Raw genomic sequence first — 18,703 nt, 5'->3', positions numbered from 1 at the left:
GCTGCCTGAAAAGCGCAAAAATGCGATAATTCGCCCCTTTGTTCAACCATTCAGGCTGCCTGAAATGTCTGCATTTAATCTTGATGTTTTTCTGAAAACCTTGCCCACATCGGCTGGTGTGTACCGCATGATGTCGGCTGACGATACCGTGCTTTACGTTGGCAAGGCGGTGAATTTGAAACGCCGCGTGTCCAGCTATTTCCAAAAAAACGACCATTCGCCACGCATTCAGTTGATGTTGAAACAGGTTGCCAAAGTGGAAATCACGCTGACCAACAGCGAGGCAGAAGCCTTGATTTTGGAAAACAATCTGATTAAGTCTTTGAATCCAAAATACAATATTTTGTTTCGGGACGATAAATCTTACCCCTATTTGATGTTGAGCGGACACGATTTTCCGCGTTTGGCGTATTTTCGCGGCACGCCGAAAAAGCCACATCGTTTTTTTGGTCCTTATCCCAACGGCTACGCGGTGCGCGACAGCATGGAAATTTTGCAAAAAGTTTTCCAATTAAGGACTTGTGAAGACAGCGTGTTTGCCCACCGCGACCGTGCGTGCTTGCTCCACCAAATCAAGCGTTGTTCTGCGCCTTGCGTGGGGGCGATTGATGGGGCGGATTACGCGCAAAGCGTTCAGGCTGCCACCGACTTTCTAAATGGCAAAACGGCTGATTTATTAAAGACTTGGGAACAGAATATGTTACAAGCCGCCGAAAACTTGGATTTTGAGCAGGCGGCAAAATGGCGCGACCAAATTCAGGCTTTGAGCGTGGTGCAAGCCAAGCAATTTATTGACAGCCACACGTCCAATAATCAACAAGATATTGATATTATTGTGATTTGTGTAGAACAAGGGCGGGTGTGTGTGCATTGGGCGAGCGTGCGCGGTGGGCGACATGTTGGCGACAAAAATTTCTTTCCCGATACGCGCCACGACCCGAATCCGCAAATTGATGATTATGCCCAAGCCTTTGTTGCACAACATTATTTGGGCAAAAACAAGCCCGATGTGTTGATTGTGAATTTCAGGCTGCCTGAAAGCCTACACACCGCGTTGAATGCGGAACATGGCAAGAAAATCGCCATCGTCCAACCCGAACGCGGCGAACGCAAAGTGTGGCTGGACAATGCCACACGCAACGCGCAACTGGCTTTGTCGCAACACCAGCTCCAAAATGGCAATCAAAAACAGCGTGTTGCGGATTTGGCACACATTTTGGGGCTGCCTGAAAACGAGTTGCACCGTTTGGAATGCTTTGACATCAGCCACACGCAGGGCGAGGCTACCATGGCAAGTTGCGTGGTGTACGATGATTTTGCCATGCAGCCCAAACAATATCGCCGCTACAACATCGCCACCGCCAAAGCAGGAGACGATTACGCCGCCATGCGCGAAGTGCTGACGCGGCGTTATGGCAAAATGGTTCAGGCAGCCGCGCAGGGCGAAACGGTGCGTTTTCCCGATGTGGTGCTGATAGACGGCGGCAAAGGGCAAGTGAACATGGCTTTGCAAGTGTGGGCAGAATTGGGTTTGCAAATGCCGATTGTGGGCATAGCCAAAGGCGTGGAACGCAAAGCGGGATTGGAAGAATTGATTTTGCCGTTTGGTTTACCCTCTCCCCAACCCTCTCCCACGGGGAGAGGGAGCGAAGTGTTTGGCGCATTTGATGAATTTGCCAACGACCCCATTCCCTCTCCCTGTGGGAGAGGGCTAGGGAGAGGGCAAGATTGGGCGATGTTCAGGTTGCCTGAAAACAGCCCTGCCCTGCATTTATTGCAAACCATACGCGATGAAAGCCACCGTTTCGCCATCACAGGCATGAGAGCCAAGCGCGACAAAACGCGCATCACCTCATCATTGCAAGACATTGCAGGGGTGGGCGCGAAACGCAAAGCGGCATTGTTGTTGAAATTTGGGGGATTGCGTGGCGTTCAGGCAGCCAGCGTGGACGATTTGGCGCAAACCGATGGCATCAGCATGGATTTGGCACGGAAAATTTACGACCATTTTCATGGCGAATGACGGCTCACACAAAAATAAAATGGGGCAGATGTATCATCCGCCCCATTGCGTTTTAAGGTTTCAGGCTGCCTGAATTGAATCAAACATGAGTTCAGAATAAAAATCATTGATAAATTTAAGTAACTTTACGCCCTCTCCCTATGGGAGAGGGCTGGGGAGAGGGCATGCTGCTCAACAAACCCTCTCTCCAACTCTCTCCCATGGGGAGAGAGCTGGTTTCTTGGCACATTGACAGTTATTTACCCCAAATTCACGTTAATCAAACATCTCTTTCAATTTATCAAAAAAGCCCTTTTGACGTGGCGTTTGGCTGCGGTCTAGCCCTGTGGCAATTTTCTCAAATTCCGCCAACAATTCTTTTTGGCGGTCGGTCAAATTGATGGGCGTTTCCACAATCACATGGCAATACAAATCGCCAATGGCACGATTATCGCGTACCGATGGCACGCCTTTGCCTTTAATCCGCAATTTTTTGCCGTTTTGTGTGCCAGCAGGCACGTTCATTTTCACTTTGCCGTTGAGCGTAGGCACTTCCACTTCGCCCCCCAATGCGGCAGTGGTGAAACTGATGGGCAACTCACAATGCAAATCCATGGGATTGTGTGGGTCGCGCTGGAAAATTTTGTGTTCGCGCACGGAAACGTGAATGTACAAATCGCCAGCAGGTGCGCCATTTGTCCCCAATTCGCCCTCGCCTGTTAAGCGAATGCGTTGTCCATCATCAATGCCTGCTGGAATATTGACTTCCACAGTTTTGGTGGTTTTCACGCGCCCTTCGCCATGGCATTTGTTGCAAGGGTCTTTGATTTCCTTGCCCGAACCATGACAAGTGGGGCAAGTTTGTTGAATTTGGAAAATGGCTTGGCGAACGTGTACCGTACCCGTACCGCCACAGGTGCGGCAGGTGGTGGCTTGTGTGCCTGCTTTTGCGCCCGAGCCGTGGCAAGCATCGCATTCGGCATGGGTGGGAATGGTGATTTGCTTTTTCAAACCCACGGCGGCTTCTTCTAATGAAATTTCCACACCATATTGCAAATCGGCACCTTGGTAATTGGGTTGGCGTTGTCCGCCGCCGCCAAACATTTGGCTGAAAATGTCGCCAAAATCGCCACCAAAGCTGCCTGAAAAGCCGCCACCGAATCCGCCAAATCCACCTGCACCGCCACCAAATCCACCTGCTTGTTCAAAAGCGGCATGTCCGTATTGGTCGTAGGCGGCTTTTTTCTGTGGGTCGGATAGGGTCTCGTAAGCCTTTTGAATTTCTTTGAATTTTTCTTCGGCTTCTTTGTTGTCGGGGTTGCGGTCGGGGTGGTATTTCATTGCCAATTTGCGATAGGCTTTTTTGATTTCATCATCGCTGGACGAGCGGCTGACCCCAAGTGTTTCGTAAAAATCTTTGCTCATGATTTGTGTCTTTTCAATATGGAAAATGCAATATTCGGAAAATATAGGCGGCAGCCTGAAAAATCAAGTTTCAGGCTGCCTGAAAAGTACACGACAATTTTATGGTGTTGCCACCCATTTACCCCCACCCTAACCCCAGACTTGCCAAGTTCTGTACTTCGTAGGGGCAGATTTCATATCTGCCCTTTCTACGATATTTGAATTGTGGTACTTCCCACAGGGCGGATATAAAATCCGCCCCTACGACACGATGAGAACTTGGCAGGTCTGCACCCTAACCCTCCCCCGCCAGCGTGGGAGGGAACAGGTTACAAGCAGCCTAAAAGTTTTTGTCGTGTACCATTCAAGCAGCCTGAACGCTTATTTTCGCAATTCTTTGGGCAACACAAACACGATGGTTTCAGGTTCGCCATCGCCTTGTTGCACATCGTCAATGCCCCACGCGCGGATTTGCTCAATCACACCTTGCACCAACACTTCGGGGGCTGACGCGCCTGCGGTAACGCCGACTTTTGTTTTGCCGTCAAACCATTGTTTTTCCAGATAAGATGCGTTGTCCACCATGTAAGCGTCCACGCCCAAGCCTGCTGCCACTTCGCGCAAACGGTTGCTGTTGGACGAGGCTGGCGAGCCAACCACAATCACAATATCGCATTCATTTGCCAAATCTTTCACGGCTTTTTGGCGATTGGTGGTGGCGTAGCAAATGTCTTCTTTGTGCGGATTTTTGATGTTGGGGAAACGCGCATTCAGGGCGGTGATGATGTCTTTGGTTTCATCAACCGAAAGCGTGGTTTGGCTGACATACGCCAATTTATCGGGATTTTGCACCACCAAATCCGCCACATCGTCCACCACTTCCACCAATTTCATTTTGCCAGACGGCAGTTGCCCCATGGTGCCTTCCACTTCAACGTGTCCTGCGTGTCCAATCATGATGATTTCGTAGCCTTGTTCGTCCAAACGCGCCACTTCTTTATGCACTTTGGTTACGAGCGGACAGGTCGCGTCAAACACGCGGAAACCGCGTTCGGCAGCTTCGGCTTGCACGGCTTTGCTCACGCCATGCGCGGAATAAATCAGGGTTGCGCCTTGTGGCACGTCTGCCAAATTTTCAATGAAAATCGCGCCTTTGTCGCGCAAATTGTCCACCACAAATTTGTTGTGCACGACTTCGTGGCGAACGTAAATCGGTGCACCGTATTCTTCCAAGGCGCGTTCTACAATGCTGATGGCTCTGTCTACGCCCGCGCAAAAGCCGCGTGGGTTGGCTAGGGTAATGGTTTTTTGGGTCATGTTTTTGTTCTCTTTTAATAATGTGTGGGTTGGGGTTTCAGGCTGCCTGAAATTAAAATGAAGACTGATTTATCGGTTCGCCAGCCATATCATACACAAAACCATAATCCCACCATAAAAAATCAACGTGAATGTAGCGCACAGGCATACATTGGCTGGGGCGCAACTGTTTGATTTGCCTAAACCAATTTGCTTGGTGTTGCCAAGTATATTGCCCAAAAGGAAATTCCCGAATGTCCCACATATATTCGTCAGATTGCCGATAGGTTTTGCCTTTATGGTAAACACGATAGATGTCTTCCGATGCACCTTTTTGCATAGCCAAAGGTTGGGTTTTCACAAATTGCAAACACGCGGTGTGAATATTGTTCGGATTGCGTGCCTGTTCTTTGGCTAAATGTTCCATATGACGAGAAAATAATCCATGCACACCCCCCAGCACATGCCCCAACAAAAAAGTGATTGCCAACATACACAAGAAAGAAGGCATTCTGTCAAAACGAAAATAAGGATTAGTGCTTTCCCTGATTTCCAGTTCGCCACGTTTCACGGCAGCCTGAAACGCTTGTTTTTGGCGGTATTCGGCTTGTTTTTGTTGGGCAATTTTGGCTTCTTGCAGCAATTCGGGAAACTGCGCCAGCAGTTGTTGGTCGTAAACCTGCTTGCGTTCGGGGTCCAACAAAATGGCTTGTATGGTTTGCAATTCTGCCAATGGCAAACTTTGTTGCTGGGCGCAATGCCTGATGGCGCGTTGCAAGGTTTTTTGGTCAGCCAAAACATGAACTTGCAATAGGGCGTAATAATTTTTCATGGTGCAAACTTTCAGGCTTTCGCTATTCTACACAATCAAATATCAAACCCAATCAATTTGATTTCTGGCAAACAAGGGGTTTTCGCCTGTGTTGGCATAATGGGACTTTGACTGTTTCAGGCTGCCTGTTTCGCTTTTTTTGCTTGCTTGATGCCGTCAATGATGAGCAAAGCCGCGCCCACGCAAATAAAGCTGTCGGCAACATTAAACGCAGGATAGTACCAATCTTGATAATAAACCAAAATAAAATCAACCACTTTTCCGTGAATAAAACGGTCTATCACATTGCCAAACGCGCCGCCAATAATCATCGCCGCCGCAAAATTGCCCAGCTTGCCCATGCTGCCTTTGCGGATTTCGTTTACCAGCCAGCCGCTAATCACAAACGCCAGCACAATGAAAAAATATTTCTGCCAACCATTGTGGTTCGCCAAAAAGCTGAATGCCGCACCGTAGTTGTAAACCAGCGTTAAATCAAAGAATTGGGGAATGATGTTGAGCCGTTCAAAATCGTGAAAGCGGGCTAAAATCGCCCATTTGGAGATTTGGTCTAAAACAATCGCCGCCAAAGCGGTCAAAAAATAGGGGAAATGGCGTTTCATAATCAATCGGGATTTTCACAAACAAACATCGCACGATTGTACTACAAAAAGCGTTTCAGGCTGCCTGAAAAGCGTGGTCGCGTTCCCAATCCAACAAAAATTGTTTGCGCGACAAGCCGCCTGCATAGCCTGTAAGCGTGCCGTTGCTGCCAATCACGCGGTGGCATGGCACGATAATGGAAATTTTGTTGCGCCCATTTGCCGCTGCCACCGCACGAACGGCTTTGGGATTGCCCAATTTGGCGGCTTGTTCCGCGTAAGAGATTGTTTCGCCATAGGGAATGGTTTGCAGAATGCGCCACACGCGCTGTTGAAAATCCGTGCCAACACAATCCAATGGCACGGAAAAATTTTTCAGGCTGCCTGAAAAATAAGATTGCACCTGCTCGGCAACTTCTTTTAATAAATCATGGGGTTGAAAAACGATTGCCGCACGTTTGGCTTGGGCGATTTGGCGGATTTCGCTGTCCAAACGCGCTTGCCCAACAAATTCCAGCAAACACAAGCCTGTGGCAGAGCAAATTGCCAGCATATCGCCCAAAGGCGTGGGGAGAATTTGGGCGTGGAGTGGGGGTGTGGTTTCAGGCTGCCTGAAATTGAGTTTGTTGAAATATTGGGCGATTTGGGTTTGGGTATTCATCATTTTTGAGGTGGGGTGCGTATTACGCACCAAATAATTGAAAAATTGGGGAAAATGGTGCGTGGTACGCACCCTACATGGCTGAATTCTATCAATTTGATTAAAATCAGTAGGTACCTTCCATTGATAGAGCGGTTAAGGTAAAAATTGTAATAAAAACCACCCCAATCATATACATTATTTTATATTGTATTTTGTAAAAATAAACCGTATCACTGGCAATGCTTTTTGGAATGAAAGTCATATATTTGTAACCTTAATTTTCCATAATTTAAAACTGTCATAAAAAACCATCAAATTCTCGATAATGATTGATTTCATCAATGGTTTTGTCAATATTCTTATCATTTTTATCATAAATATAAGCAATCTCGCCAATGATTAAAAAACTTCCTAAATTTAAGGATTGGACAGCGATTGGCATTTCAAGTCCTTCATCGTCCAAATAAACTTCATCATCGTTTAAATTATTGATATAATCATCGGTAATATAATAAAAAATACAATCGTTTGGATTTTGATGCCATAAATCAAGATTGGTATAAATCCATTCATTATGATTTAAATAATGACTGTTATTTAATAACTCAGATAAGGAATTAAATTGTTTCATAGAATTAACCTTTTAATTGCAATCGTAAGGTGCGTAACACGCACCATTTACGCACCTTTATTTTTTTCTCTATTTTTACTTCAAAATGTGTCAGTTGCGTAGGGTGCGCCGTGCGCACCAATTTCATCACAATTATTTGATTTTGTGGATAAATAGGTGCGCACGGCGCACCCTACAAAAGTTCAGGCAGCCTGAAAAGTATTTTTTATTTTTCAGGCAGCCTGAATTTTATTTCACATCACCCACGCTGATAATTCGGAGCCTCTTTCGTAATCTGCACATCGTGAACATGCGATTCGCTCATGCCTGCCGATGTGATTTCCACAAATTCCGCTTTTTCGTGCATTTCCGCAATATTCGCGCAACCCAAATAGCCCATGCTGGAACGCAAACCGCCCACCAACTGATGAATGATGTTCACAATCGGACCCTTGTGCGGCACGCGCCCTTCAATGCCTTCGGGGACGTATTTGTCGGTGCTTTCCTGTTTGTCTTGGAAATAGCGGTCGTTGGAACCTTGACTCATCGCGCCCAATGAACCCATGCCGCGATACGATTTATACGCACGTCCTTGATACAATTCAATTTCCCCTGGTGCTTCGTCTGTGCCAGCAAACATGCCGCCCAACATCACACAATGCGCCCCAGCCGCCAACGCCTTGGCAATGTCGCCTGAAAAACGAATGCCACCGTCTGCAATCACCGAAACGCCTGTGCCTTTTACCGCTTCGGCAACATTGGAAACGGCAGTTAATTGCGGTACGCCCACACCCGCCACAATGCGCGTGGTGCAAATGGAACCCGGTCCAATGCCCACTTTTACCGCGTCTGCGCCAGCCGCCACCAAATCACGCGCAGCGGCGGCGGTGGCAATGTTGCCACCTATCACTTGCACATCAGGAAAGTTTTGTTTAACCCATTTCACGCGGTCAATCACGCCTTGGCTGTGTCCGTGTGCCGTGTCCACCACAATCACGTCCACGCCAGCCGCAACAAGGGCGCGAACACGCTCTTCGGTATCCGCGCCCGTGCCGACTGCCGCGCCCACGCGCAAACGTCCTTCGTGGTCTTTATTGGCATTGGGAAATTCGGTGGTTTTGATGATGTCTTTTACCGTAATCAATCCGCGCAATTCGTCTTGCTCGTTCAACACCAAAACGCGCTCAATTTTGTGTTGGTGCATCACTTCACGCGCTTCTTCAATGGACGTGCCAACGGGTACGGAAACCAATTTGTCGCGCGGTGTCATAATTGCCGACACGGGCAAATCCAAGCGCGTTTCAAAACGCAAATCGCGTGTGGTAACAATGCCCACCACTTTGCCGTTTTCCACCACGGGCAAACCCGACATTTTGCGTTTGCGTTGGGCGCGTTCAGCCAGCAAATCGCCAATCAAAATATGGGGGGATACGGTAACGGGGTCTTTCACAATGCCGCTTTCGTGGCGTTTGACTTTACGCACGGTTTCGGCTTGCTGTTCGGGGGTCATGTTTTTGTGAATGATGCCGATGCCGCCTTCTTGAGCCATGGAAATCGCCAAACGCGCTTCGGTAACGGTGTCCATTGCGGCAGAGAGCAGGGGCAAATTTAAAGTGATTTTTCGGGTAAGATGGGTTTTGAGCGAGACATCGCGGGGGAGAATGGTAGAATGTGCTGGAACCAGCAAAACATCGTCAAAAGTGTAGGCTTTTTCTACGATACGCATTTTATCAGACCTTTGGGTTTTGTTTAAAATGCAACGCATTGTAGCATATTTGCCCCTTTTCAGGCAGCCTGAAAAGCGTTTTTCCATGACATTTCAAACATAAAACAGTAAAATGAACCATTCTGCATTTATCGCTTTTGAATTTTACACAAGGAAATCAATCATGAAAAAAATCCTAACCGCATTCACCGCAATCGCATTGTGTACCTCGGCAGGCGCATGGGCAGCCGAAAAAGACGTGTACACATGGAAAAATGGCGCAACCAACGTCTATTCCGATACCCCCTACGGCTTGAAATTGGACAAACACAACAGCCGCATGAACATTCGCAGCCAAAGCGTGATTCGCTTGGAACAAAAACCGATTACGCCCCCTTCTTTGGCAGAACAACAAGCTGAATTGAATAAACAAATTGCCGCCCAAAACAAAAACGTTGAAGAGCAAAACGCCAAAATTCAAGCCGAAAACCTGAAAAAAGAACAAGAAACCAAATCCGCCAACTGTGAAGCATCAAAACGCAATCGCCAATTTGCCGAAAACGCCCGCAATAAAGATGAGCTGATTCCACGCTACGATGCGGACATTGCCAAATATTGCAACTAATCGCCTTGTTCAGGCAGCCTGAAAATGCTTGCCAAGCTGCCTGAAAAGCTGCATAATCCGCAGCTTAACTTTTTTTTTCAACAAGAGGTGTGGGTACAACCCCCATACCCGCTTTTTAAGGACATTTCCAAATGAAACAAGACGTTCATCCAGAATACCATGACGTAAACGTAACCTGCTCTTGCGGCAACAAATTCGTTACCAAATCTGCCATGAGCAAAACCGACTTCAACATTGAAGTTTGCTCCGACTGCCACCCATTTTACACAGGCAAACAAAAAATCGTGGACACCGCAGGTCGCGTAGATAAATTCAACCAAAAATACGGCAATATGTTCAAACGCAACGTATAATCTTGAATTTGATGAAAATCACGTCAAAATATTTGTTTTGACGTGATTTTTTTCGTTTCAAGCAGCTTTTCGCTACCCTACAAAAAATGAAATACTGCCCGAAATCGTTGAGATACAGCAATCTAACCCCCTCTCCTTTGGGAGAGGGCTGGGGAGAGGGAAAAATCGTGGTACATTGAAAGTTTTACCCTCTCCCTAACCCTCTCCCACAGGAGCAGACTTGCCAAGTTCTGTACTTCGTAGGGGCAGATTTCATATCTGCCCTTTCTACGATATTTGAATTGTGGTACTTCCCACAGGGCGGATATAAAATCCGCCCCTACGACACGATGAGAACTTGGCAGGTCTGTCCCACAGGAGAGGGAACAGATGAGCGGTAGACAAAAATTTGTAGGGTAATGAAAGGCAGCCTGAAAAATATGGGAAACAAAATCATGCAAAAATACCCGCGCAGTCTCCACGCCCACATCAGTCTTGGCACAACATCAGACGACCGCTTTATGCCACGCGATTACGTCCGCCACTTTGCCGCCCTGCCCGATTTGGTGCTGACCGAAAAATTGGACGGACAAAACAACTGTTTTTGTGCCGCAGGGCTGTTTGCGCGCTCCCACGCCGCGCCCACGCAACACGCTTGGGACAAACCCCTGCTGGAACGCTGGCGGCTGATTAAAGACGATTTGGGCGATTTGGAACTGTTTGGCGAAAATCTGTATGGCATTCATTCTATTGCCTATTCTCAACTGGAAAGTTATTTTTACCTGTTTGCCGTGCGCCAAAATGGGCGATGGTTGAGTTGGGACGAAATGCAATTTTACGCAGCGATGTTTGATTTTCCGACCGTGCCAGAAATCCCCATCACACAAGCACTCGCCACATTCACGCAAAACAATTTAAATGAAAACAAGCAACTGGAAAACTGGCTGACCGCCAACTTGGGCATGGCGTGGACGGACTATGTGCAAACAGGCGGACAACTGGGCGGCTACGACCCAAAAACAGGCGAACCATGCAGCGAAGGTTTTGTGATACGCAACCGTGCCGATTTTGCTGTGAACAATGGCGATTTACCCGTACAAACCAATGAATTTAATCAATTATTTAAATTGGTACGCGCCAAGCACGTCCAAACCGATGTGCATTGGACAAAAACATGGCAACCCGCCCAACTGATTGATTACGCAAAATACCATTGGGAAAGTTGGCAATTTGTGCAGGGTTAGATTTTTCAGGCAGCCTGAAACCCCATTTCTAAAATAAAAACAAAAGGATAAACCATGTGGACATTCCCCCACTACACCCCACACCGCCCGATTGATTGGGCGCAACTGACCCAACATTATGCGTGGCTGGACGAAATGCGCCATGTCCCCCAAGACCCCGAGTGGCATGGCGAAGGCGATGTTTTGACCCACACGCAAATGGTGGTGGAAGCATTGTTCAGGCTGCCTGAATTTGCCGAATTATCGCCACAAAATCAACATATTCTGTTTACAGCCGCCCTGTTTCACGATGTGGAAAAACGCAGCACCACCCACGAAGAAATCGTGGACGGCAAAACGCGCATCGTCTCGCCACGCCACGCGCAAAAAGGCGAATACACCGCACGACAAATTCTCTACCGCGACATCGCCACCCCCTTTGCCGTGCGCGAGCAAATTTGCAAACTGGTGCGCCTGCACGGTCTGCCACTTTGGGCAATCAGCAAACCCGACCCCGAACGCGCCGTGATTGCCGCCAGCTTGGTTGTGGACACGCGCTTGTTGGCGATGTTGGCGCGCGCAGACGTGTTGGGGCGCATTTGTGCCGACCAAGCCGATTTATTGTTGCGAATTGATTTATTTGAAGAAATGTGCAAAGACTTGAATTGCTGGGGACAAGCAAGACCATTCGCCACGCCCCAAGCACGTTATCACTATTTAAATCAAGGCGGTAGCGCAGATTATGTGCCGTATGACGATTTCACTTGCGAAGTCGTGATGATGTGTGCTTTGGCAGGTTCAGGAAAAGATACCTTTATTCACAAGCACTTATCCCATTTACCCACCCTTTCGCTGGACGACATACGCCGCGCCCACAAACTCAATCCCGCCAACAGCCACGATACCGCCCAAGCCGTGCGAATCGGCAAAGAATTGGCAAAACAATATTTGCGCGAAAAACGCGATTTTGTCTTCAACGCCACCAATTTAAACCGCGATTTACGCAGCAAATGGACGGATATTTTTGCCGCATATGGCGCAAAAATCAAAATCGTGTATTTGGAAGTGCCATATGCCAAGCTCTTGAAACAAAACAAACAACGCGAACACGCCGTACCCGAACACGTTTTAATGCAAATGTTGGGCAAATTGGAAATACCCAGTTTTGATGAAGCCCATGAAATTGCGTTTCAGGCAGCCTGAACACCGAGCGGCGAGGCAATATGGATGACCCAAATCCACATAAAAATAACCCAAACAAGCCGAAACCTGTTTGGGTTATTTTGTTTCGCTGAATTACTCAGCGTCTTTTTTCTCAACCAACTCAACCAATGCCAAAGGAGCATTGTCGCCTTTGCGGAAACCATATTTCAGGATACGCACATAGCCACCATTGCGGTTGGCGAAGCGTACGCCCAAATCGTCAAACAATTTCACCACCACATCGCGATCGCGAGTGCGGTCAAATGCCAAACGGCGGTTTGCCAAAGAAGGTTTTTTACCCAAAGTAATCAAGGGTTCAACCACACGGCGCAACTCTTTTGCTTTGGGCAAAGTGGTTACGATGGTTTCATGGCTCAACAAAGAGTTAGCCATATTGCGCAACATGGCAGCACGGTGGCTGCTGGTGCGGTTTAATTTACGGTTACCATTACGATGACGCATGTCATTATCCTTTAATCTTCAAAGCTTACGGCTTTTCCAAACCAGCAGGTGGCCATGCTTCCAATTTAGAACCCAATGTCAGTCCTTTGGAAGCCAACACTTCTTTGATTTCGTTCAAAGATTTGCGACCCAGATTTGGCGTTTTTAACAACTCGGTTTCAGTACGCTGAATCAAATCGCCGATGTAGTAGATGTCTTCGGCTTTCAGGCAGTTCGCAGAACGAACCGTCAATTCCAAATCATCTACGGGGCGCAGCAGTACAGGGTCAATCGGCGGTGCTTTTTCTTCTTCCACTTCCACAGGCGTGCCTTGCAAATCGGCAAAGATGGACATTTGGTCAATCAAAATACGCGCTGCGGTACGCACCGCTTCTTCGGGGTCAATCGCACCATTGGTTTCAATATCCAAAATCAGGCTGTCCAAGTCGGTGCGTTGTTCCACGCGAGCTGCTTCAACATCAAAACTAACACGGCTGATGGGCGAAAAGCTCGCATCCAGTTGAATGGCACCAATCTTGTTTTGTTCCTTGCCATGACGGCGACCCGAAACCGATTGATAGCCACGACCTTGTTCTACTTTGATTTCCATCTCAATGCTGCCATTTTCAGCCAAGTGGCACAAAACATGGTCAGGATTGATGATTTCCACATCGTGAGGCAATTCAATATCGCTGGCGCGCACAGCACCCGCACCCGATTTTTTCAGTGTTACCAATACATCGGTGCGACCATGCAGCTTGAACACAATGCCTTTGATGTTCAACAAAATGTCCACGACATCTTCCTGAACACCGTCCAAGGTGGAGTATTCATGCAACACGCCAGCAATGCTGACCTCAGTAGGTGCAAAGCCATTCATGGACGACAGTAAGATACGACGCAAAGCATTACCCAATGTATGACCAAAACCACGCTCAAAAGGCTGCATTGACACTTTTGCGCGAGTTGCGGACAGCGTATCCACATCAATTTGGCGGGGTTTCAAAAATTCGGTTGTGCTGTTTTGCATTTAACTGTCCCTCACTGTGCTAGGCATTATTTAGAGTAGAACTCTACCACCAGCTGTTCATTAATATCGCTGTACAATTCAGCGCGGTCAGGTACGTTTTTGAACGTGCCTTCCATTTTGTTGGCATCAACTGAAACCCAGCTTGGCATACCGATTTGTGCAGCCAAACCCAAGGCTTCTTGAATGCGAACTTGTTTTTTTGCTTTTTCGCGTACTGCCACCACATCGCCTGCTTTCACTTGGAAAGAAGGAATGTTTACCACTTGACCGTTTACAGTCAGGGCTTTGTGGGAAACCAGTTGGCGGGCTTCTGCGCGGGTAGAAGCGAAACCCATGCGGTAAACCACGTTGTCCAAACGCGATTCCAATAATTGCAGCAACAATTCGCCAGTTGAACCTTTGCGGCGGTCTGCTTCGGCAAAGTAGCGGCGGAATTGACGCTCTAATACACCGTAGATGCGGCGAATTTTTTGTTTTTCACGCAATTGCAAACCGTAGTCTGACAAGCGTGGTTTTTTCGCACCGTGTTGTCCAGGTGCGGATTCCATTTTGCATTTTGAATCCAAAGAGCGGCGTGCGCTTTTCAGATACAAATCCGTGCCTTCACGGCGAGCCAATTTACATTTTGGACCAAGATAACGTGCCATGCTTTGCTCCTATTAGATACGACGCTTTTTAGGCGGACGGCAACCGTTGTGTGGCAACGGAGTAACATCGGTAATGCTGGTGATTTTGAAACCCAGAGCATTGAGCGCACGCACAGAAGATTCGCGACCCGGTCCTGGGCCTTTAATGCGAACTTCCAAATTTTTTACGCCATACTCTTGGGCAACTTTACCAGCGGCTTCTGCTGCAACTTGGGCAGCAAAGGGTGTACTTTTACGAGAACCTTTAAATCCCGCGCCGCCAGAGGTAGCCCAAGACAATGCATTGCCTTGACGGTCGGTGATGGTAATGATGGTATTGTTGAAAGATGCATGAACATGCACAATACCTTCACTCACGGTTTTGCGTACTTTTTTGCGTACACGAGAGGCTGTGTTTGCTTTAGCCATTCTATTTCCTTAAAAATTATTTTTTACCAGCAATCGCTTTGCGTGGACCTTTACGGGTACGCGCATTCGTGCGAGTGCGCTGACCACGGCAAGGCAAACCACGACGATGGCGCATGCCACGATAGCAGCCCATGTCAATCAAGCGTTTGATGTTCATGGTTACTTCACGGCGCAAATCACCTTCTACTTCGTATTTGGCAACTTGTTCACGCAAAGCATCTAATTGAGACTCGTCCAAATCTTTGACTTTGGTGCTGGGCACAATGCCAGCCGCTTCGCAAATGTTTTTAGCACGAGTCGCACCGATACCGTAAATGGCTTGCAAGCCAATCACGATATGGGCATTATTGGGGATATTTACCCCTGCAATACGAGCCATATTTTTTCCTTAAAGGGCAAAAGTTTGTATCATAACACAAAAATCACAGCCAAGTGATTGTGTACAAACGCCAAATGCTTTCAGGCAGCCTGAAAGCTTGAATTTAAAAGAAATTTTCTTTATCACCCAATTTGGCGTTGAAACACAACAACATTAACCTTGACGTTGTTTATGACGGGGGTCAGTACAGATGACGCGAACCACGCGATTGCGGCGAATCACTTTGCAGTTGCGGCAAATGGGTTTTACTGAAGGTTGTACACGCATGATGAGTTCCTTGTAACAACGGGGTTTATCGGGCTCGGAAAACAATACGAGCGCGGGTCAAATCATAGGGTGTCATCTCCACGGTAACTTTATCACCGGGGGAAATGCGAATGTAGTGCATGCGCATTTTACCTGAAATGTGTCCCAACACTTCGTGTCCATTTTCGAGTTTTACTTTAAAAGTTGCATTGGGCAAGGTTTCCAAAATCTCGCCTTGCATTTGTATGGTATCTTCTTTTGCCATAATCATTCACGGGTTAAGGGTTTGGTTGGACGTTTAATCAAATGCTCATATTGTTGCGTCATTTGATAAGAGGCGATTTGCGTATTGAAATCCATGGTAATGACCACCAAAATCAACAACGAGGTGCCGCCCAAATAAAACGGTATGCCCACTGTGGAAGTCAAAATTTCGGGAATCAAACAAACGGTTGTGATGTACAACGCGCCAAAAAACGTTAAACGCAAAACCACTTTTTCCAAATAACGGGCTGTTTGCTCACCAGGGCGAATGCTGGGAATGAATGCACCGCTTTTTTTCAAGTTTTCCGCCATTTCTTTGGGACTGAACGCCAGTGCCGTGTAAAAATAACAGAAAAACACTATGGTGGCAGCAAACAACATCATATAGACAGGCTGCCCATGCTGCAAATAGGTGGCGATTTTATTGAGCCAATTCGTTGGGTCAGCACCACCAAACCAGCCTGCAAACATGCTTGGAAACATGATGATACTGGACGCAAAAATAGGGGGAATCACACCTGCCATATTCAATTTAAATGGCAAATGCGTATTTTGTGATGACATGATTTGGCGTTTGGCATATTGCACAGGCACTTTACGCAAAGCACTTTCAAAATACACCACACCATAAGTCAGCAACAAAGTGCCCAACACAATACCAATGGCGGTTAGGGGATTGATGGCGTTTTGGCTGGTTAAAGTCCACAACTGAATGATACCCGATGGGATACCTGCCACAATGCCTGCGGCAATCAACAGGGAAATGCCATTGCCAATACCGCGTTCGGTAATCTGTTCACCCAACCACATCAAAAACATCGTTCCGCCAACCAAGCACGACACGGTGGAAACGAAAAATTCAAATTGACTGACCACCACAATGTTTTGCTGATACACAAAAGTGGCAACACCAAAACTTTGTGCCGCAGCCAGCAATACCGTTCCCACGCGGGTGTATTTGGTTACGACTTTGCGACCTGCATCGCCTTCTTTCTTCAACGCCTTTAAGGAAGGCACGATTTCCGAAGCCAACTGCATGATGATTGATGCGGAAATATAAGGCATGATGCCGATAGCAAAAATACTAAAGCGCTCAAGGGAGCCACCCGAAAACATGTTTAACATGCCCAGAATGCCACCCTCCGCGCTTTTGTATAATTCAGCCAAAGCAGCAGCATCAACACCGGGAACAGGAACGTGTGCGCCAATACGAAACACAATCAGCGCACCCAATAAAAACATGAAACGTTTCCGCAATTCGGGATTGTTCCAAAATTTTGTTTTTCCTGACGAAGAGAGTTGAGTAGCCACTACTGCCGCCTTATTCTTCTACTTTGCCACCAGCCGCTTCAATCGCAGCTTTTGCACCCTTGGTGGCTTTAATGCCTTTCAGGGTAACGGCTTTGTTCAGGCTGCCTGAAGCGATGATTTTCACCACTTGGGCATTTGCCGCAACCAAACCAGCTTGTTTCAAAGTCAATACATCAATTTCATCAACCGCAATCGCATTCAATTCGCTCAAACGAACTTCGGCGTTGAATGCAGCAGTCATGGAATTGAAACCGCGTTTGGGCAAACGGCGTTGCAAAGGCATTTGACCGCCTTCAAAGCCTACTTTGTGGTAGCCACCTGCACGGCTTTTTTGACCTTTATGACCGCGACCGCCTGTTTTACCGATACCGCTACCGATACCGCGACCTACGCGGCGAGCCGCATGAGTTGCACCTTCGGCAGGTTGAATTGTATTCAAAAACATTATCTTAACCCTCCACTTTCAACAAGTAGCGAATTTTGTTAATCATGCCACGGTTTGCAGGGGTATCCAGCACTTCAACAGTGTGTTCGCGGCGACGCAAACCCAAGCCACGCGCACAAGCGCGGTGAGATTCAATCGTGCCAATCAAACTTTTTGCCAAAGTTACTTTAATCTTTTTTTGCTCACTCATGGTTTGCTCCCAAAATTTCTTCTACGGTCAAACCACGTTTCGCTGCGATTTCAGCAGGCGTGTACAATTTAGACAAAGCGTCCAAAGTTGCACGAACGATGTTGTAAGGATTGGTTGAACCGTGTACTTTTGCAGAAATATTGTGTACGCCCAAAGCATCAAATACCAAACGCATTGGACCACCCGCTTTCACACCGCTACCTTCTTTGGCAGGCTGCATGAAGACGCGCGTTGCACCATGTTTACCCATTACTTCGTGATGAATGGTACCGTTTTTCAAAGGTACGCGAATCATATTGCGGCGTGCTTGGTCCATGGCTTTTTGTACGGCAACAGGCACTTCACGAGATTTGCCTTTACCCATACCAATGCGACCATCGCCATCACCCACTACGGTTAAGGCGGAGAACGCCATAATGCGACCACCTTTAACCACTTTGGTTACGCGGTTTACGGCAACCATTTTTTCAATTAAGCCGTCGCCGCGTTCTTCTGTTTCATGTTTTGCCATTTTGGTCTCCAAAATCTTTCTTAGAAGCTCAAACCGTTTTCACGGGCAGCCTCAGCCAAAGCTTTCACGCGACCGTGATATTGAAAACCTGAACGGTCAAAAGCCACTTTTTCAATGCCAGCCGCTTTGGCTTTTTCGGCGATGCGTTTGCCCACTACGGCAGCCGCTTCGGTGTTGCCGCCATTTTTCAGGCTGCCACGCACTTCGGCTTCAACGGTAGAAGCAGAAGCCAAAACTTTGTCGCCTTCGGCACTGATGATTTGAGCATAAATATGGCTGTTGGTGCGGAATACGCACAAACGCACCATTTTCAAATCTGCGATACGCGCACGGGTTTTGCGGGCGCGGCGCAATCTTGCGATTTTTTTATTCATG

Annotated in this window: 24 protein-coding genes; 5 read left to right on the top strand and 19 right to left on the bottom strand. The window is 47.5% G+C overall.

The window, feature by feature from the left end; all coding sequences use genetic code 11:
- Positions 1-64: 64 nt before the first annotated feature.
- The gene (gene uvrC / locus H3L97_RS03060; protein ID WP_097114654.1) at positions 65-2,023 is read left to right on the top strand and encodes an excinuclease ABC subunit UvrC; all 1,959 of its coding nucleotides are present in this window, start codon (positions 65-67) and stop codon (positions 2,021-2,023) included.
- Positions 2,024-2,278: 255 nt separating this feature from the next.
- Here uvrC and dnaJ read toward each other — a convergent pair whose 3' ends face one another.
- The 7 genes from dnaJ to guaB all read right to left on the bottom strand — a co-directional run bounded on the left by dnaJ (position 2,279) and on the right by guaB (position 9,094).
- Complete coding sequence (gene dnaJ, locus H3L97_RS03055; protein ID WP_097114655.1) at positions 2,279-3,430, bottom strand: molecular chaperone DnaJ; 1,152 nt, start codon at positions 3,428-3,430, stop codon at positions 2,279-2,281.
- Positions 3,431-3,787: 357 nt separating this feature from the next.
- The gene (gene ispH, locus H3L97_RS03050; protein WP_097114656.1) at positions 3,788-4,723 is read right to left on the bottom strand and encodes a 4-hydroxy-3-methylbut-2-enyl diphosphate reductase; all 936 of its coding nucleotides are present in this window, start codon (positions 4,721-4,723) and stop codon (positions 3,788-3,790) included.
- A gap of 52 nt (positions 4,724-4,775) precedes the next feature.
- Positions 4,776-5,534 carry a J domain-containing protein gene (locus tag H3L97_RS03045; RefSeq protein ID WP_097114657.1) on the bottom strand — a complete coding sequence of 253 codons (759 nt, stop codon included), beginning with the start codon at positions 5,532-5,534 and terminating at the stop codon, positions 4,776-4,778.
- Between the two features lie 116 nt (positions 5,535-5,650).
- Positions 5,651-6,136, bottom strand: a complete 486-nt coding sequence (lspA, locus tag H3L97_RS03040; RefSeq protein WP_097114658.1) for a signal peptidase II — start codon at positions 6,134-6,136, stop codon at positions 5,651-5,653.
- A gap of 55 nt (positions 6,137-6,191) precedes the next feature.
- Positions 6,192-6,776 carry a methylated-DNA--[protein]-cysteine S-methyltransferase gene (locus H3L97_RS03035; protein WP_097114689.1) on the bottom strand — a complete coding sequence of 195 codons (585 nt, stop codon included), beginning with the start codon at positions 6,774-6,776 and terminating at the stop codon, positions 6,192-6,194.
- Between the two features lie 280 nt (positions 6,777-7,056).
- Positions 7,057-7,389 (bottom strand): hypothetical protein, encoded by a 333-nt coding sequence (locus H3L97_RS03030; protein ID WP_097114659.1) that lies wholly within the window; start codon positions 7,387-7,389, stop codon positions 7,057-7,059.
- Positions 7,390-7,627: 238 nt separating this feature from the next.
- Positions 7,628-9,094, bottom strand: a complete 1,467-nt coding sequence (gene guaB / locus H3L97_RS03025) for an IMP dehydrogenase (protein WP_097114690.1) — start codon at positions 9,092-9,094, stop codon at positions 7,628-7,630.
- Between the two features lie 163 nt (positions 9,095-9,257).
- Between guaB and H3L97_RS03020 the strand changes: the two genes are divergently transcribed.
- From H3L97_RS03020 to H3L97_RS03005, 4 genes are all read left to right on the top strand, one after another.
- Positions 9,258-9,698, top strand: coding sequence for a DUF4124 domain-containing protein (locus H3L97_RS03020; RefSeq protein WP_097114660.1), 441 nt, complete (start codon positions 9,258-9,260; stop codon positions 9,696-9,698).
- A 131-nt stretch (positions 9,699-9,829) separates the two neighbouring features.
- Positions 9,830-10,051, top strand: a complete 222-nt coding sequence (rpmE, locus tag H3L97_RS03015) for a 50S ribosomal protein L31 (protein WP_034293294.1) — start codon at positions 9,830-9,832, stop codon at positions 10,049-10,051.
- A gap of 434 nt (positions 10,052-10,485) precedes the next feature.
- The gene (locus H3L97_RS03010; protein WP_224446401.1) at positions 10,486-11,274 is read left to right on the top strand and encodes an RNA ligase family protein; all 789 of its coding nucleotides are present in this window, start codon (positions 10,486-10,488) and stop codon (positions 11,272-11,274) included.
- A 54-nt stretch (positions 11,275-11,328) separates the two neighbouring features.
- Positions 11,329-12,456: an AAA family ATPase gene (locus H3L97_RS03005; protein ID WP_097114661.1), complete on the top strand. Its 1,128-nt coding sequence runs from the start codon at positions 11,329-11,331 to the stop codon at positions 12,454-12,456.
- Positions 12,457-12,549: 93 nt separating this feature from the next.
- On the opposite strand, the gene rplQ is transcribed toward H3L97_RS03005, so the two are convergent.
- From rplQ to rplR, 12 genes are all read right to left on the bottom strand, one after another.
- Entirely contained in the window at positions 12,550-12,918 is a 369-nt protein-coding gene (gene rplQ, locus H3L97_RS03000; RefSeq protein WP_034293286.1) for a 50S ribosomal protein L17, read from the bottom strand.
- A 25-nt stretch (positions 12,919-12,943) separates the two neighbouring features.
- Positions 12,944-13,927, bottom strand: coding sequence for a DNA-directed RNA polymerase subunit alpha (locus H3L97_RS02995; protein WP_034293283.1), 984 nt, complete (start codon positions 13,925-13,927; stop codon positions 12,944-12,946).
- 26 nt (positions 13,928-13,953) lie between these two features.
- Positions 13,954-14,574 (bottom strand): 30S ribosomal protein S4, encoded by a 621-nt coding sequence (gene rpsD, locus H3L97_RS02990; protein WP_097114662.1) that lies wholly within the window; start codon positions 14,572-14,574, stop codon positions 13,954-13,956.
- Between the two features lie 12 nt (positions 14,575-14,586).
- Positions 14,587-14,982, bottom strand: a complete 396-nt coding sequence (gene rpsK / locus H3L97_RS02985) for a 30S ribosomal protein S11 (RefSeq protein WP_002216249.1) — start codon at positions 14,980-14,982, stop codon at positions 14,587-14,589.
- Positions 14,983-14,998: 16 nt separating this feature from the next.
- Positions 14,999-15,361 carry a 30S ribosomal protein S13 gene (rpsM, locus tag H3L97_RS02980; RefSeq protein ID WP_097114663.1) on the bottom strand — a complete coding sequence of 121 codons (363 nt, stop codon included), beginning with the start codon at positions 15,359-15,361 and terminating at the stop codon, positions 14,999-15,001.
- A gap of 153 nt (positions 15,362-15,514) precedes the next feature.
- Complete coding sequence (gene rpmJ, locus H3L97_RS02975) at positions 15,515-15,628, bottom strand: 50S ribosomal protein L36 (protein WP_002642304.1); 114 nt, start codon at positions 15,626-15,628, stop codon at positions 15,515-15,517.
- Between the two features lie 25 nt (positions 15,629-15,653).
- Positions 15,654-15,872, bottom strand: a complete 219-nt coding sequence (gene infA / locus H3L97_RS02970) for a translation initiation factor IF-1 (RefSeq protein ID WP_003788578.1) — start codon at positions 15,870-15,872, stop codon at positions 15,654-15,656.
- Positions 15,873-15,874: 2 nt separating this feature from the next.
- Positions 15,875-17,182 carry a preprotein translocase subunit SecY gene (secY, locus tag H3L97_RS02965; protein ID WP_097114664.1) on the bottom strand — a complete coding sequence of 436 codons (1,308 nt, stop codon included), beginning with the start codon at positions 17,180-17,182 and terminating at the stop codon, positions 15,875-15,877.
- 10 nt (positions 17,183-17,192) lie between these two features.
- The gene (gene rplO / locus H3L97_RS02960; protein ID WP_097114665.1) at positions 17,193-17,627 is read right to left on the bottom strand and encodes a 50S ribosomal protein L15; all 435 of its coding nucleotides are present in this window, start codon (positions 17,625-17,627) and stop codon (positions 17,193-17,195) included.
- 4 nt (positions 17,628-17,631) lie between these two features.
- Positions 17,632-17,817: a 50S ribosomal protein L30 gene (gene rpmD / locus H3L97_RS02955; RefSeq protein ID WP_097114666.1), complete on the bottom strand. Its 186-nt coding sequence runs from the start codon at positions 17,815-17,817 to the stop codon at positions 17,632-17,634.
- Entirely contained in the window at positions 17,810-18,328 is a 519-nt protein-coding gene (gene rpsE, locus H3L97_RS02950; protein WP_097114667.1) for a 30S ribosomal protein S5, read from the bottom strand. Before rpsE ends, rpmD begins: the two co-directional genes overlap by 8 nt.
- 20 nt (positions 18,329-18,348) lie before the next feature.
- Complete coding sequence (gene rplR / locus H3L97_RS02945; protein WP_097114668.1) at positions 18,349-18,702, bottom strand: 50S ribosomal protein L18; 354 nt, start codon at positions 18,700-18,702, stop codon at positions 18,349-18,351.
- Between the last annotated feature and the right edge of the window lies 1 nt (position 18,703).

This window comes from Alysiella filiformis (genome assembly GCF_014054525.1).
Lineage (GTDB): Bacteria > Pseudomonadota > Gammaproteobacteria > Burkholderiales > Neisseriaceae > Simonsiella > Simonsiella filiformis.
Note: the sequence above shows the minus strand (reverse complement) of the source record. Positions and strands in the feature narration are given on the sequence as shown.

Excerpts from the sequence above, each read along its gene's own strand:
- uvrC (WP_097114654.1), top strand. The coding sequence starts at position 65 with ATGTCTGCATTTAATCTTGATGTTTTTCTGAAAACCTTGCCCACATCG.
- ispH (WP_097114656.1), bottom strand. The coding sequence starts at position 4,723 with ATGACCCAAAAAACCATTACCCTAGCCAACCCACGCGGCTTTTGCGCG.
- H3L97_RS03045 (WP_097114657.1), bottom strand. The coding sequence starts at position 5,534 with ATGAAAAATTATTACGCCCTATTGCAAGTTCATGTTTTGGCTGACCAA.
- lspA (WP_097114658.1), bottom strand. The coding sequence starts at position 6,136 with ATGAAACGCCATTTCCCCTATTTTTTGACCGCTTTGGCGGCGATTGTT.
- H3L97_RS03035 (WP_097114689.1), bottom strand. The coding sequence starts at position 6,776 with ATGAATACCCAAACCCAAATCGCCCAATATTTCAACAAACTCAATTTC.
- H3L97_RS03030 (WP_097114659.1), bottom strand. The coding sequence starts at position 7,389 with ATGAAACAATTTAATTCCTTATCTGAGTTATTAAATAACAGTCATTAT.
- guaB (WP_097114690.1), bottom strand. The coding sequence starts at position 9,094 with ATGCGTATCGTAGAAAAAGCCTACACTTTTGACGATGTTTTGCTGGTT.
- H3L97_RS03020 (WP_097114660.1), top strand. The coding sequence starts at position 9,258 with ATGAAAAAAATCCTAACCGCATTCACCGCAATCGCATTGTGTACCTCG.
- rpmE (WP_034293294.1), top strand. The coding sequence starts at position 9,830 with ATGAAACAAGACGTTCATCCAGAATACCATGACGTAAACGTAACCTGC.
- H3L97_RS03010 (WP_224446401.1), top strand. The coding sequence starts at position 10,486 with ATGCAAAAATACCCGCGCAGTCTCCACGCCCACATCAGTCTTGGCACA.
- H3L97_RS03005 (WP_097114661.1), top strand. The coding sequence starts at position 11,329 with ATGTGGACATTCCCCCACTACACCCCACACCGCCCGATTGATTGGGCG.
- rplQ (WP_034293286.1), bottom strand. The coding sequence starts at position 12,918 with ATGCGTCATCGTAATGGTAACCGTAAATTAAACCGCACCAGCAGCCAC.
- H3L97_RS02995 (WP_034293283.1), bottom strand. The coding sequence starts at position 13,927 with ATGCAAAACAGCACAACCGAATTTTTGAAACCCCGCCAAATTGATGTG.
- rpsD (WP_097114662.1), bottom strand. The coding sequence starts at position 14,574 with ATGGCACGTTATCTTGGTCCAAAATGTAAATTGGCTCGCCGTGAAGGC.
- rpsK (WP_002216249.1), bottom strand. The coding sequence starts at position 14,982 with ATGGCTAAAGCAAACACAGCCTCTCGTGTACGCAAAAAAGTACGCAAA.
- rpsM (WP_097114663.1), bottom strand. The coding sequence starts at position 15,361 with ATGGCTCGTATTGCAGGGGTAAATATCCCCAATAATGCCCATATCGTG.
- rpmJ (WP_002642304.1), bottom strand. The coding sequence starts at position 15,628 with ATGCGTGTACAACCTTCAGTAAAACCCATTTGCCGCAACTGCAAAGTG.
- infA (WP_003788578.1), bottom strand. The coding sequence starts at position 15,872 with ATGGCAAAAGAAGATACCATACAAATGCAAGGCGAGATTTTGGAAACC.
- rplO (WP_097114665.1), bottom strand. The coding sequence starts at position 17,627 with ATGTTTTTGAATACAATTCAACCTGCCGAAGGTGCAACTCATGCGGCT.
- rpmD (WP_097114666.1), bottom strand. The coding sequence starts at position 17,817 with ATGAGTGAGCAAAAAAAGATTAAAGTAACTTTGGCAAAAAGTTTGATT.
- rpsE (WP_097114667.1), bottom strand. The coding sequence starts at position 18,328 with ATGGCAAAACATGAAACAGAAGAACGCGGCGACGGCTTAATTGAAAAA.
- rplR (WP_097114668.1), bottom strand. The coding sequence starts at position 18,702 with ATGAATAAAAAAATCGCAAGATTGCGCCGCGCCCGCAAAACCCGTGCG.